10 protein-coding genes, 1 other RNA gene and 1 pseudogene are annotated in these 14,501 nt (G+C 37.8%); all 12 read left to right on the forward strand.

Features of this window, described 5'->3' with window-relative positions; all coding sequences use genetic code 11:
- Positions 1-376 precede the first annotated feature (376 nt).
- The 12 genes and pseudogenes from JCM15579_RS09315 to JCM15579_RS09355 all read left to right on the forward strand — a co-directional run bounded on the left by JCM15579_RS09315 (position 377) and on the right by JCM15579_RS09355 (position 14,439).
- Positions 377-2,260, forward strand: coding sequence for an OmpA family protein (locus JCM15579_RS09315; RefSeq protein WP_054719061.1), 1,884 nt, complete (start codon positions 377-379; stop codon positions 2,258-2,260).
- Positions 2,261-2,473: 213 nt separating this feature from the next.
- Positions 2,474-3,607 carry an SPOR domain-containing protein gene (locus tag JCM15579_RS09320; protein WP_054719064.1) on the forward strand — a complete coding sequence of 378 codons (1,134 nt, stop codon included), beginning with the start codon at positions 2,474-2,476 and terminating at the stop codon, positions 3,605-3,607.
- A gap of 75 nt (positions 3,608-3,682) precedes the next feature.
- Positions 3,683-3,985, forward strand: coding sequence for a four helix bundle protein (locus JCM15579_RS09325; RefSeq protein WP_083464616.1), 303 nt, complete (start codon positions 3,683-3,685; stop codon positions 3,983-3,985).
- Positions 3,986-4,169: 184 nt separating this feature from the next.
- Positions 4,170-4,532: RNase P RNA component class A (gene rnpB / locus JCM15579_RS09825), an RNA gene on the forward strand.
- Positions 4,533-5,918: 1,386 nt separating this feature from the next.
- Positions 5,919-7,096: pseudogene (locus JCM15579_RS09330) on the forward strand (polysaccharide biosynthesis protein); the annotation flags it as partial.
- A 9-nt stretch (positions 7,097-7,105) separates the two neighbouring features.
- The gene (locus JCM15579_RS20775) at positions 7,106-7,381 is read left to right on the forward strand and encodes a hypothetical protein (RefSeq protein ID WP_245625864.1); all 276 of its coding nucleotides are present in this window, start codon (positions 7,106-7,108) and stop codon (positions 7,379-7,381) included.
- 573 nt (positions 7,382-7,954) lie between these two features.
- Positions 7,955-8,251: a GIY-YIG nuclease family protein gene (locus tag JCM15579_RS09335; protein ID WP_054719070.1), complete on the forward strand. Its 297-nt coding sequence runs from the start codon at positions 7,955-7,957 to the stop codon at positions 8,249-8,251.
- Between the two features lie 113 nt (positions 8,252-8,364).
- Entirely contained in the window at positions 8,365-8,553 is a 189-nt protein-coding gene (locus JCM15579_RS20190; RefSeq protein WP_157471409.1) for a hypothetical protein, read from the forward strand.
- A 389-nt stretch (positions 8,554-8,942) separates the two neighbouring features.
- A complete protein-coding gene (locus tag JCM15579_RS09340) occupies positions 8,943-9,623 on the forward strand; it encodes a polysaccharide biosynthesis/export family protein (protein WP_054719073.1) in 681 nt (226 codons plus the stop codon).
- Between the two features lie 20 nt (positions 9,624-9,643).
- Complete coding sequence (locus JCM15579_RS09345) at positions 9,644-11,374, forward strand: SLBB domain-containing protein (protein ID WP_054719076.1); 1,731 nt, start codon at positions 9,644-9,646, stop codon at positions 11,372-11,374.
- A 416-nt stretch (positions 11,375-11,790) separates the two neighbouring features.
- On the forward strand, positions 11,791-12,909 hold the full coding sequence (locus tag JCM15579_RS09350; protein ID WP_054719079.1) for a Wzz/FepE/Etk N-terminal domain-containing protein: 1,119 nt from the start codon (positions 11,791-11,793) through the stop codon (positions 12,907-12,909).
- A 93-nt stretch (positions 12,910-13,002) separates the two neighbouring features.
- A complete protein-coding gene (locus tag JCM15579_RS09355; RefSeq protein WP_054719338.1) occupies positions 13,003-14,439 on the forward strand; it encodes a UDP-glucose 6-dehydrogenase in 1,437 nt (478 codons plus the stop codon).
- Positions 14,440-14,501: the final 62 nt, after the last annotated feature.

The raw sequence follows: 14,501 nt of genomic DNA on the forward strand, positions 1-14,501 counted from the left end.
GGAAAGGTCTTGAAGAAGCGAGTCCAAAAGACTCAAAGGATAGCCCCGGAGGGGTGTAATCTTTATAGCCTTGGGTAAATGAGCAAAGCGAATGTAGCCCAAGGTATATGGTTCATGCATATGTCGTCGCAACTGCATACCCTTGGTTAATGAAGATCGTTTAAATGCGACGGAAGAAAATACAAATAGTAGAATGTAAAATAGTAGAAATATAGAATGGCTGGAGATGCTTTCTCCTTTAACCTTTAACCTTTCTCCTTTGGCCTTTGTTCTTTTTTCCTTTCTCCTTATTTATTGGTATTTGATGCTTGAAGTTTGGATTTTCTGATAAAAAAGCCCTATTTTTATTTATGTTCATCCCAAACATAGTAAAAGTATGGCTACCAAAATTCAACTGACTTTGTTATTTGTATGTTTCACCTTTCTCTTGTCGGCTCAAAACCGATTTTTACGGAGAGGAGAGAAGGCATTTGTAAAAAATCATTATGCCGAGGCAATCGCAAACTTTAAAAATGTTAAAAACAAGAATCCGGAAATTAATCGAAAGATCGCCGAGTCCTATTACTTTTTAGGTGATTACCAGGAGGCTGAAAATTATTATCAGAAGATATATGATAGTGAGAAATCTGCAGGCGATTTGTTGGCCTTGTCTCATATCTACCTGAATTTAGAGAAGTATGAAGCTGCTATATTGTGTTGTGAAGGAGCTGCGATTAAAGGGGCTAATCGGATTCTTATAGACAAAAGAATCAAAGCAATTCAGGAATTACATAATACCCAAGATCACTCAGGAATGATTTTACGATCAATCAATCCACAACCCAAATCGAAAAGTCTGGGAGTGAGTGTGGCAGGGAATAAAATCATATATTCTAACCTGGGTAAAAAAAATGCTCGTGGCCATAAAAATTATCAGTTGTTTTATAGTGAGTTTGCTGATCAGGAGTTTTCTGAAGTGAAGCCCTGGGCCAATCAATTGGACAATGGTGTTGATCTGGGTGCAGTTGCCGTTCGTGATGATGAGAAAACCATGTATTATACGTGCTGGTATACCAGGAAAGGCAGGCAGTATATGGAAATTGTTGAGGCTGAGTTCAAAAATGATAAATGGAAGGCAAGTCATGTTTTGTCATTTAATGGTCGTAAATATTCTTGTGCCTATCCATTTCTTAGTAAAGATGGCAAGAGTTTGTATTTTTCTTCGGATATGCCTGGTGGATATGGAGGAATGGACATCTATGTATGTCACAAGAGAGGAGAATTCTGGGGAACACCCATTAATTTGGGCGATGAAATCAACACCAAACATCATGAAATATACCCTTCTCTTTTAAAAGATGGAAAGTTGTGGTTTGCATCCGATGGGCAGGTTGGTTATGGTCGTTTGGATTTGTTTTATGCCTCGAAAACAAAAGAAGGGAAGTGGGGAGAAGTTAAGAATGCAGGAGTAGGTTTAAATTCCTCTCTGAATGATTTTAGCATTCAGGATAGTCCTGAAGAAGGACAGCTTTTATTTATTTCGGACAGAAACAATAAGGGGATTCGGGATCGAATTTATTCATTTGGTGCAGATCGAAAAATATCGGTTGAACTTTTTGTGAAAGAGGCGAGCAGCAAGGAATCCATTCCAAATGCAAAACTGGAAATTAAGAAGGTGATAAGTGATCAGGTTATTGTACCGCAACAAATCACAACAGATAAGTTTCAATTTGATGTTTCCTGTTACGAATTGGGTAAGGGTATACTTTATGAAATAAATGCCGAAAAACAAGGCTATGAAAGCGCACATTTGAAATATTATCCAGTAGAATCTAATTTGAGTGTGGATATTTTACTAAGGAAATTGGAGAACGATATGGGGGGAGATTTTGCCAAAGAGTTGACTCCGATTGATTACCCGGATAAACGAATAATGTTCCGTAAAATTCATTTTGATGCTGGGCAGGAGAGTTTAAGTTCCGAAGCCAAGTTAACATTGACTAAAATGGCCGGATTTTGGAAGATGTATCCCGAATTGGGTGTCGTTATCAATTCGCATACCGATTCGAAAGGAGCTGCTGAATCCAATAGGATTTTATCTATGAAGAGAGCCAAAATGGCTAAGGAGTATATCGTTTCTAAAGGAGTTGATTCCGGTAAAGTAAGCTGTTGTGCCTATGGAGAGCGTTTTGTGGTGAATGAATGCTGTGATGGCGTAGATTGTACGGAAGAACAACATCGAGAAAACCGAAGGTTGGAGCTGTTATTTGTAATCAAATAGTAATTTCAGTTATCAGGGAATTTGGTCCCGAAAGCTTTCGGGATTGGAATTTGGTTTTTGAATCTTAGTATTAGTTCTCTGTGAACTGGTCACTGTTTGATGCTGATTGATCAGTATTAATGGAAAATCTTAATTGTTAATAAGTAGGAAATTATTATATTTACTACTAATATTGCGACCAATTTATCTCTGTACCCTATTCTATCTTGCACTATGAGAAATATTTATTTTATCATCTGTTTTGTTTTATCGGTTGGAACAATCGGCTACTTTTCCCCAGTTTTAGATTTGAACTTTAATGTAGCATCATCTGGGAGTACTTCCTATGCGGTTGAGATTGTGAAGTATAAATATCCTGTTTATACCGATTACTTTGAAAATCTGGATGGAGTGATCGAATTGAGTAGCGAGGGGGGTGATTTTCATTATATATCCGGTGTTACGAAGTCATTGAAAGAAGCAGAGGAGTTGAGCGAGAAGATCAAAGAAATTGGATATACAGAGGCTAGGGTGGTTGATTTGTTAGAAGAATTTTCGAAAGAAGAGCTGGAGGGAGTAATTGATTTGGAGCCTCAAAAAAAGGATGTTCAAAAAAAGAAAGCTGTCGAACTGGCAATATCAAAACTGACCAATTTAGAAAATGCATATTTCTATACCATTAAATTAAAAGAATCAAAAGAGATTTTAACAGCAGATCAATTTGCAGACCTTAAGCCTAAGGTTCATCAACAGGAGGGAGTATATTACTATTTGTTGGGGAAGTTTGAAGATGTGGGTAATGCAGAAAAATACCTTAACGACATGGTAAAAAGCAAGTATGCAAATGCAGAATTGCTTGTGATGAGCCAGGGAAAATTGATGAATGCCTCAAATTCTAAAAAAGTAAAAACAGCGGATGCAGGATCTTATAATATGGGGCGCAAAATGCGTGGAAAGGAGTATGTTGATTATTACTATGAGCTATCAAGCTTGAAAATTTCCAAATCACCAATTTATTATATCGAACTTGGACCATATGCCGATAAGGATAAAGCAGATGAAGCAGTTCAAAAGCTTCATGATTTAGGCTTTACCAGAGCTGGAATTAAGGACCCAAGTAAAGACAAGAGGATTGTAAATCAACCTGATGCTGCAGCAGATGCTCATTATACCATTCAGATTTTTGCTGGCAAAAACAAAGTAAAAATCTCTCGCTTTAACCTAAAAGATGTGAGCCAGTCCTATGATCAACATGATGAGTTGTATCGCTATTTTGTAGGAAACTACGATAACTACTGGGTTTGCCGTCGCGAATTGCGCGAAGTGCGCAAGAAAGGTTTTAGGGATGCTTTTATTGTAAAACTTTAATGTAAGTATAAAGTATAAAGTATAAAGTATAAAGTATAAAGTATAAAGTATAAAGTATAAAGTATAAAGTATAAAGTGGGACAAAACCAATTACAAGAAAGATTATTTAGCTTTTCTGTGGGTGTAATTACAGGTGTGCGAAATTTGCCCAAAGGAAAGGAATTTCAAGTTGTCTCTTATCAAATATTAAAATCAGCAACTTCGGTAGGAGCTAATTATGAGGAAGCTCAAGCGGCAGTGTCAAATGCTGATTTCTCAAATAAAATAGCAATTTCATTAAAAGAAATTACGGAAATAAATTATTGGATCAGATTGATATTGGCGATTTCAAGCAAGAAAGATGTATGGAAAAGCTCGAAAAGGAATCAATCGAATTAATGAGAATATTCGGTACAATACATTCAAAAACCAGGAAAAGGATTAAAAAGTAAAAATCACTTTCCTCTTTTATTCTTTACATTTTCATACTTTTTCTTTTCTCCTTTAATCCATTCTCTTTATTTCTTTTTCATTTTTCTCCTTTTCTCCTTTATCCTTTACTCCTTTCTACTTATCTTTGCCACCGGCAAACCGTTCTATCGCTGTTTCGCAAGAAAGAGAGGAAAGTCCGGGCAACGCAGAGTAACATACTTCTTAACTGGAAGAAGGTCGAAAGGCTTTAGTAGTAGAGCAGAAAATAACCGCCAAAACTACTTCGGTAATTTTGGTAAGGGTGAAAAGGTGAGGTAAGAGCTCACCGGTACCTATGGTGACATGGGTAGCCGTGTACCTTATGTGTTGCAAGATCAAGTATACCGACAGCTGTAGGCTTACTCGGCCGATGTCGGGGGGTAGATTGCTAGAGACATTTGGCAACAAATGTTCAAGATAAATGATAGAAACTCTTTTTTGAGGACAGGACCCGGCTTATAGGTTTGCCTTTTTTAATTAGTAATGAAGCATTAGTAATTAATAATACCATCTCAATTTATTGGGGTGGTTTTTTTGTATTGCTTATCTCATATCCCAAAAGCTCATGAGACCCAAAATAGCTAAAAGCAAGTATGAAGCCAGCTTGCAGGTCCCAATCCTTCGGGATAGAAAGTATTTAAAGTATAAAGTATAAAGTTGCGGAAGGTAGCTATGAGTTCCGAACTTTGCATACTCATTACTCATTACTCATTACTCATTACTCATTACTCATTACTCATTACCAGGTAGAGATCCCTCGTTTCCTCTGGATAACTGCCAACTCAAAATGATAAGCTTTTACTACTAACTGTTCATTGTTAACTGTTTTCCATACTTTTCCAGATCATTCGACTCTTTGACCATTCATCGATTTGACTTTTTGCTCAAATACAAAAAGAGGCACAGTCCTCTGCACCTATTGATTAATTACTCATTGATAATTATTAATTACTAATTGAGGATGTTTTACTCATTACACTTTTCTGTCATTATACCTTTCTACTATTTCACTTTTCATCTTTCCAGACATTTTGATCGTCCCTTTTTTCTACTTTGATGTCTAAAAACTTAAAAAAGAGTTTGTTAAGATAATTATTTAATGCTACGTAGGGTAATAGTTAAATAGATCGGTATAATTATTGACAAAAAACAAAGTGATGACGCAACCGTTTGCTTTTTTTGTAATCTTAAGAATGACACATTGTAGTGTGATGAATAGATATTAAACTTGTGTGAAGGCTTTTAAGCTTTTGATAAAAATAAAAAAATGACAAGTTTGACATTTGTTTTTGATAAATTAAGGGTGTACTTTTGTCAAGTTAACTATATGGGTATGTAATACCACCTATACTACTATAAATTGTTTATTATGACTTTACCTAAAATTAATATCTTTGATAAGACAACTCCAAGATGGATCGTTTTTCTGATCGATTTATTGATTAGTATGATTTCGATTACAGCTGCTTATCTTCTGCGTTTTAATTTTAATATAGAAGATATTCATCTCAATTCTGCAAAGGTGATTATTCCTTTGTTTGTATTGTTAAGGGCTTTAACATTTCTTTATGGAGGCACTTATGCAGGTATTGTTAGGTATACAAGTTCTAAGGATGCAGAAAGGATATTTGTTGTGGTTTCGGTAGGGTCAGCTGTATTTACATTGCTCAATTTATTAAGTTTTGTTGCAAGGGATGGTGTGTTTATTGTACCCTTCTCAATTTTGATCATTGAATATATTGCTGTTGTCTTCTTGATGACCAGTAGTCGTATTATATTTAAAGCCATTTACTATAGATACCTTACTCGATCTAAGATTCGTGAAAACATATTGATTTATGGGAGTGATGAATTTGGTATTATGGCAAAGCATGCTTTGGATAGTGGTAGCGAAGTGAATAGTTTCATAGTTGCGTTTATTGACCACAATAACAAAAAAGTAGGTAGTAAATTGGAAGATGTTAAGATATATAGTACATCTGATTTACAGGATTTGATTGAGCAAAAGGAGGTGGATAAAGTAATTATTGCCAAAAAAGATTTAACTCATGCTCAAAAGAGTGAGGTGGTTGAAAAGTGTCTTGAGTTCAATGTGAAAGTTTGGGAGGTGCCTAAATTTGAAAGTTGGGTGAATGGCGAGTTGAGTGTAAAACAAATTAGAGCCATAAAAATTGAGGATTTGTTGGAGAGAGATCCAATTAACTTGGATTGGGATCAAATCAATGAACAGGTAAATGGAAAAACCGTTTTGGTTACAGGAGCTGCCGGGTCTATCGGTTCTGAAATGGTTAGGCAGGTGGCGCGTTTCTCTCCCAAATGTATTGTCTTGTTTGATCAGGCGGAATCTCCGTTGTATGATATAGAATTGTCATTAAAAGAAGAGTTGAATTTTTACAATGCTGAAATTGTAATTGGGGATGTTCGCGATAAGGAGAGAACTCAAAGAATGTTTGATGTTTATAAGCCTGATTTGGTGTATCATGCAGCTGCATATAAGCATGTGCCTATGATGGAAAATAATCCTTCTGAGGCGATTAAAACAAATGTGTTGGGAACTAAAAATGTTGCCGATCTTTCCTTGGAATATGGGGTAGAGAGGTTTGTAATGGTTTCCACGGATAAAGCGGTGAATCCTACCAATGTAATGGGGGCGTCGAAGAGAATTGCAGAGATTTATACGCAATCATTGAATTATCCAGGATGTCCTACCCATTTTATTACTACGCGTTTTGGTAATGTTTTGGGATCGAATGGATCGGTGATTCCAAGGTTTAAAGCGCAAATTGAAAAAGGAGGGCCGATTACAGTAACTCATCCTGAAATTACCAGGTATTTCATGACCATACCCGAAGCTTGCCAATTGGTGATGCAGGCTGGAGCAATCGGCTCTGGAGGTAAAATCTTTATTTTTGATATGGGGAGATCTGTTAAAATTGCAGATCTGGCTTATAAGATGATAAAGTTAAGTGGTTTAAAATTAAATGAAGACATAAAGGTTCAGTTTACGGCTTAAGGCCTGGGGAGAAACTGTATGAGGAGTTGTTGAATGTGAAAGAAAATACCATTCCAACCAAGCATCCTAGGATTATGGTGGCAAAAGTGAGAGAATATGAATTGGCAGAGGTTCAGCTGATGATTGAGCATTTTTATGACTTGCTGGAAACCAACGATAATTTCAAGATTGTGGCCCATATGAAAGCCATTGTTCCAGAATTTAAATCGATGAACTCGATATATGAACAATTGGACAAGCGTTTCGTGTCAAAATCGAAGTTGGTGGGTGAGCCAGCTTTGTCTGAAGAAATAAAAGAGATGTTGAGCTAAATGTCCTAAAAAAAACTGATTAAAAGCTGTTCTGCACCAAGTGTAAAACAGCTTTTATTTTATCAAAATGTTTAGGAGTAGGGATACAATCCAACTTGACACATTTGGCAGCTTTTTTATTGAGAATTTTTATTTAGTATTGTATGCTAATATTAAACAGAAGGATAAGGAGAAAAGTCTGGAAAAGTAGAAAGGTCAAATAGTAAAATGGGTATGGTTCTAATATTTTACTTTGGAAATTTGTACTGGTTTCGAAGCAGTAATTATCTCGAGTTGGCAGTCATCCCGAGGAATCGAGGGATCTCAACACAAGAGGAAACAGATCCTTCACTCGGTTCAGGATGACCGGAAGGTTTAGCAGTTATCCCGATTTCGAATGGTTGGGAGAGGGAGCTAATGCTGGGTGTTGTCATCTCGAAGTATTGAGAGATCTCATTCTTAAGGAAATAGATCCTTCACTTAGTTCAGGATGACCAAAAGATTTAGCAGTCATCTTGGGCGTTGGTAGTCATCCCGAGCTTGTCGAGGGATCTCTTTGAATTAAATGAATATTTAAAATGAAAATATAAACGGATGAACACGTGTTACGTTTACATATTATCAAATAAAAATAAAACAGTGTTGTATGTGGGTGTAACAAATGATTTATCAAGAAGGTTAAGCGAACATATAAATCAAGTGGATAATATTAATGCTTTTACGAGGCGGTACAATTGTCATCATTTGATATATTTTGAACAGTATGAAAGCATAGAAGATGCAATTGAAAGAGAGAAGAAGATAAAAGGCTGGAGAAGGGAGAAAAAAGAAAAGTTGATTGAGAGCTTTAATCCTGATTGGAAGTTTTTGGAAGGGGATTTCTTTTTATAGATAGATCCTTCACTCCGTTCAGGATGACCAAAATATTGGGGCGTCATCCCAAGTTTGCAGTCATCCCGAGCTTGTCGAGGGATCTCTCCAGAGTAAGAAACGAAGGGTTAATCTTGTTATCAAGAGATCCTTCACTTCGTGCCTCTATTCAGGATGACCAAAATATTGGGGTGTTATCCCGAGTTTGTAGTCATCCCGATCCCGAATGGTCGGGATCGGGATCTAAAGCTGGGTATTGTCATCTCGAAGTATTGAGAGATCTCATTCTTAAAGAAATAGATCCTTCACTTCGTTCAGGATGACCAGAAGATTAAGTTGTCATCCCGAGGAATCGAGGGATCTCAAACCTTTAAATAGGTATAATGTTCTCTGATTACTGATCATTGTTAATTGATTTTTGATCACTGATTACAGGGCTTGGCTAATTAAGCTTGGGTTTTGGTCTCAACAGCTTTCCGAATTGAGTTTTGGACTTTGAAATTTGGTTTTTTGGATTTTACTCTTGCGTGAAAACTATGTTAGAAAAATTTAATATAAAATAGGCTCAAAAATTAGGGAATTGGATAGTAGTTTTTTATTTTTGCGCAACCGCAAAAATCTTTGATCAGACAAAAGTGGGGTTTGATCAAAGCAAAACGGTCTAAATTGAATAAATAGGTGTAAACCACAAGCATTTTAATAGAATACAATTATGATTCGATTATTTCGAAAAACTTTTTTCTTGGGATTGATCTTTGCTTTTGCCACCATCGAGGCTGAGGCGCAAAATACAAACATCAATCCAGCCACGGTAAATGTAAATGCATTAAGCGACAAGCAAATTGAAAGAATCATCTCCGAAATGGAGAAGAATGGGATGAGCCTGGAAGAGGCCATGGCTTTGGCACGAGCTCGTGGAGCTTCGCAAATGCAAATCGATCAAATGACTCAGCGCATTCGGGAGTACAAGATGAAAAATCAGTTTGGAGGAGATCGAAATAATGCTTTACGAGATACTAGCTTGTTTGCAGATGCACAAACAGAGGAGCTATCTGTGAAGAAGGAGTTCGAAGCAACGGAAAAGAACAAAAAGATTTTTGGTTTTCATTTTTTCAATTCAGAGAATTTAAGCTTTGCACCCAATGTGGATGTTCCGGTTTCAGATTCTTATGCTTTAGGCATAGGAGATGAAGTAAATATTGCGGTTTACGGTGCATCTCAACAGTCCTACATGTTGGTGGTTCAAAAAAATGGAGCCATTATCATTCCCGACTTGGGCCCGGTGAATGTGTACGGAATGTCTTTTGCAAAAGCCAGTGAGAAAATCAAATCCAGGTTAATTTCTATTTACAATGGCATGAAAGGCAATCAGCCAACACCTTTGCTGATGTAAGTCTGGGGGCTTTAAAAGGAGTGAAGGTAAATGTAATTGGGGAGGTGAACTTACCAGGAACTTATGCTTTGCCGGCAACCGCTTCTGTTTTCAATGCACTGTACTTGGCAGGAGGTCCCAATGAAAATGGCTCTTTCCGTGTAATCGATTTGATTCGAGATGGAAAAATCATCAATTCGGTGGATGTTTATGAATATTTAATCGATGGAAAAACACAAAATAACGTGCAGTTGCGCGATCAGGACGTAATCATGGTTCGTCCATATGTAAATCGCATTAAAGTAGCAGGCGAATTCAAACGTACCGGTTTGTTTGAGACCAAAGATGGAGAGTTGGTAGCAGACATTTTGCGCTATGCAGGTGGTTTTACCGATAAGGCTTATACCCACGCTTTGGATTTGTATCGCAACAATACTCGCACTCTAAGTTTTGTTGATGTTGCTGCCGATCAATATAAGGAAATTGAATTGATGAATGGAGATTCCATAAAGGCAGGAGCCATTACAGAGCGTTTCGAGAATAGAATTAGCATAGAAGGGGCGGTTTATCGTCCTGGCGATTACCAGTTGTTGGAAGGAATGAAGCTTTCCGAATTGATTGCCAAAGCAGAAGGCCTGAAAGAGGAAGCCTTTATGGAGCGCGGTGTAATTACACGCAAGCAAAAGGATTTGAGCTTGGAGGCCATCTCATTCTCACCTCGCGAAGTCTTGAATGGAAAAGCGGATATACTATTGCAACGCGAAGATCGAATTCAGATCTCTTCCATTTTCGATTTGCGTGAAGCACGTACGGTTGAAATTGTAGGAGAAGTACAATTTCCGGGAACATATGCCTGGGCAGAGAATATGAAAATTGCCGACCTGATTTTCCAGGCAGGTGGATTTTTGGAAAATGCAGAGGTGAGCTCTGTGGAGGTAAGTCGTGTATTGGACTACAATGAAACCAAAGACCTGACCAAATCACTATTGCATACCTACCAATATGGATTGGATCGCAACTTGAAGCTGGATGCAGAAGGAGAAGCTTTTGTACTAAATGCTTTCGATAAGGTATACATTCGCCGTGCACCAGGCTATCGCCCACAGGGGACAGCAAGTGTGCAGGGAGAAGTAAAGTATGCAGGAGAATATGGAATTACCCGCAAGGATGAAAAAATATCCGATGTCATTCGCAGGGCAGGAGGTTTAACGCCTGAAGCTTATGTGAAGGGAGCCTCATTGCGCAGAAGAATAGAGTTGAGCGATGCAGAATACCAGGCAAAATTGGCCATTGCCATGCAGGATACCACCATGAATGCCGAAGAGGTAGAAAAAGTGCAGTATCAGATAGTCGGTATTGACTTGCCAAAAATCATGAAGAAGCCAGGCTGTGTAGAAGATTTGCAAATGCATAATGGGGATCAGCTGATGGTACCTTCTAAATTGCAAACGGTGATGGTTTCAGGATCGGTATTGAATCCGGTAGCTCATACTTTTACGGATAAGAAAAAAGCAAAAGATTACATCCTGAGCTCAGGAGGTTTTGCACAAAGAGCCAAGAAAGGAAAAGTATATGTGCTGTATGCCAACGGAACTACAGCAGCCACAAAAGGCGGATTGTTCGGAAGACGCTTCCCTAGAATCGAACCAGGCTGTGAAATCATTGTGCCGGAAAAACCGGAAGTGGACAAAGCCGTAAACGCAAGCAAGTGGTTGGCCTTCACATCAACATTGGCGAGTTTGATTACAGCCATTGCGGTGGCTACCCGTTAGGGTAAAGTCCCCCTTTGAAGGGGGATGCAGGGGGATGTTTTTGATGTGGCTTGAACAGATTTACAGTTATCCCGAGTTTAACGGTCATCCCGATCTTTGCTGTCATCCCGAGGAATCGAGGGATCTCTTGCAAACAAGTAGGGAGAGGAAACTCTCTCAAAGAAGTATAATTGGATCTCTCAATAAAAGGGAATCATGTAAAGATAAAAATACCCCAAACCCCTAAAGGGGCTTGTTTGGTGCAGGAAAAGTCCCCTTCAGGGGATTTAGGGGTTGAAAGAGGAAAAGAAAAAAACAAATTAGCAGTCATCCCGAGCTTCTCGTCATCCCGAGGAACAGAGGGATCTTTTAGTTACAGAATAAAAAGTTTGCAGTCATCCTGAGCTTGTCGAAGGATCTCTAAAAAAGGAATTATAATGACCGAACAAAAAAATATAACTCAGGCTGAGGACGAAATCGACTTAATACAACTAGCCAAAACCCTATGGGAAGGCAGAAAGACCGTCATCAAAACAACCATCATTTTTATGGCTATTGGTCTCTTCATATCCATTTTCTCCGAAAAAGAATACACAGCTTCATGTACCATGGTGCCGCAATCGACAGAAGGAGGATCAAAGCTAAGCGGTAATTTGGGAGGTTTAGCTGCCATGGCAGGAATCAATTTGGGTTCTATGGGTGGAGGTTCAACAATACCTCCAACTTTATATCCGAAGATTATCTCGAGTATTCCTTTTAGACAGCAATTAATGAATACTCAACTTAATATCTCTGGTGTTGAAAGAAAGGTTAGTTATTCAGAATATTATTTAGATATATATAGACCTGATGTGTTTGGGTACCTGAAAAAATACACGATAGGACTACCAAGTACGATCATAAGTTTATTTTTAAGCAAAGAGGATAGTAATGTTGAGCAAATCATAGATGAAGGTTTAATTCAAATTTCCGCTGACGAAAAAAGGCTTATCAAGAAACTTCAGAAACAGGTTTCAATCGAAGTTGATAAAAAAGAAGGTCATGTTACCTTATCTGTAAGAATGCCGGAGGCGAAAGCTGCTGCTCAAATGGTTAATGATGCTAAAGATATACTTCAAAAGGCTATTGTAGACTTCAAGATTAAAAAAGCTAAAGAACAATTGTATTTTATTGAGCAGCGTTTTGAAGAGAAGAAGAAGGAGGCCAAAGAGGCTCAAGAGAGATTAGCGTTGTTTAGGGATGGAAATAAAAATATGAATACAGCAACAGCGCAAATAGAGCTTCAAAGATTAACTTCGGATTATGATTTGGTGTATGGAGTATATTCAGAATTGGCTAAGCAGTTGGAGAAGCAAAGAATTCAAGTTAAGGAAGATGCGCCTGTTTTTACTGTAATTCAGCCTGTTTCGGTGCCAACAGAAAAATCGAAGCCGAAACGACCTTTAATTTTAGTTCTTTGGACTTTGTTTGGAGGAATGGTTGGAGTAGGTGTTGTTTTTGGGAGAGGATTTCTTAAAGACGCGAAAAGTAAATGGAATAATGGCAATACTTTTTAGGCATATTTTCATTTGCTTATCAGCCCTAGTGAAATATTTGAGAAAAGAATATTAAAATAATCAAAATAGAAGCATTATTAAAAAATGAATGAAGTGAAATCAATTAAAAATATCTGCTGTATCGGTGCAGGATATGTTGGTGGGCCCACAATGGCTGTTATTGCACAAAAATGCCCTCACATAAATGTGCATGTGGTGGACTTAAATGAACAACGAATTGACGATTGGAATGATGCTGATTTAGATAAATTGCCTATTTACGAACCTGGGTTGGCTGATGTTGTGGCTGAAGCTCGTGGTCGTAATCTGAAATTTTCTACAGATGTAGAGAAAGCCATTGATGAAGCAGAACTGATTTTTATTTCTGTAAATACACCTACCAAAACCTATGGCGTAGGTAAAGGTATGGCCGCTGATTTGAAATTTATTGAATTGTGTGCACGTCAAATTGCTCAAGTAGCAAAGAATGATAAGATTATTGTAGAAAAATCTACGCTGCCTGTTCGAACAGCAGAAGCGCTTCGTACCATTTTACATTCTACTGGTAATGGTGTAAAATTTGATATTTTGTCAAGTCCTGAGTTTCTTGCTGAAGGTACTGCAATTCGGGATTTGCACAAGCCGGATCGTTTTCTGATTGGTGGGGAGCAGACAGAACGTGGGGAAGCAGCTGTTCAATCCTTGGTTGATGTGTATTTGAACTGGGTGCCACGCGAAAACATTGTTACTACTCGTGTTTGGTCATCGGAATTGTCAAAACTGACTGCTAATGCATTCCTGGCACAACGTGTCTCTTCTATCAATGCTATCTCTGCTCTTTGTGAGAAAACCGGTGCTGATGTTGATGAAATTGCCAGAGCCATTGGTAAGGATAGCCGTATTGGGGCAAAGTTCTTAAAATCTTCAGTAGGTTTTGGAGGTTCTTGTTTTCAAAAAGATATTTTAAACTTGGTATACTTGTGTCGTCATTTTAATTTACCTGAAGTGGCAGATTACTGGGAACAGGTAGTCATGATGAATGATTACCAAAAACATAGGTTCTCTAAAAATATTATTGACTCTCTTTTTAATACGGTTTCGGGTAAGAAAATTGCATTCTTGGGATGGGCTTTCAAAAAGGATACCAACGATACCCGTGAAACTGCAGCCATGTATGTTGCCGATGAGTTATTACAAGATCGAGCTGAAATTCATGTATATGACCCTAAAGTAACGGAAGAGCAGATTTTTGCCGATCTGGAATATTTGCAAACACACCGTGTTGGTCAATATGTAGAGCAAGGTGAAGTCATGTCCATAAATGAGATTCGCTCTTTAGTGACTATTCATACAGATCCGTACTTAGCAATGCATAAGGCGCACGCGACAGCCATTCTAACGGAATGGGACGAATTCAAAACATATGATTGGGAGAAGGTATATAATGCAATGTTAAAGCCTGCATTTATTTTTGATGGAAGAAATATTATAGATAAAGATCAGTTGGATACCCTAGGTTTTGAGGTGTATAATATTGGTAAAGGAAAATAGTTTTGAATATACAGCAGTACTAAGGTTGAACTCTACTACTTAGAATTGCTGTTTTAAAAATA

Source organism: Marinifilum fragile JCM 15579 (assembly GCF_001310955.1).
Taxonomy (GTDB): Bacteria; Bacteroidota; Bacteroidia; order Bacteroidales; family Marinifilaceae; genus Marinifilum; species Marinifilum fragile.

Excerpts from the sequence above, each read along its gene's own strand:
- JCM15579_RS09315 (WP_054719061.1), top strand. The coding sequence starts at position 377 with ATGGCTACCAAAATTCAACTGACTTTGTTATTTGTATGTTTCACCTTT.
- JCM15579_RS09320 (WP_054719064.1), top strand. The coding sequence starts at position 2,474 with ATGAGAAATATTTATTTTATCATCTGTTTTGTTTTATCGGTTGGAACA.
- JCM15579_RS09335 (WP_054719070.1), top strand. The coding sequence starts at position 7,955 with ATGAACACGTGTTACGTTTACATATTATCAAATAAAAATAAAACAGTG.
- JCM15579_RS09340 (WP_054719073.1), top strand. The coding sequence starts at position 8,943 with ATGATTCGATTATTTCGAAAAACTTTTTTCTTGGGATTGATCTTTGCT.
- JCM15579_RS09350 (WP_054719079.1), top strand. The coding sequence starts at position 11,791 with ATGACCGAACAAAAAAATATAACTCAGGCTGAGGACGAAATCGACTTA.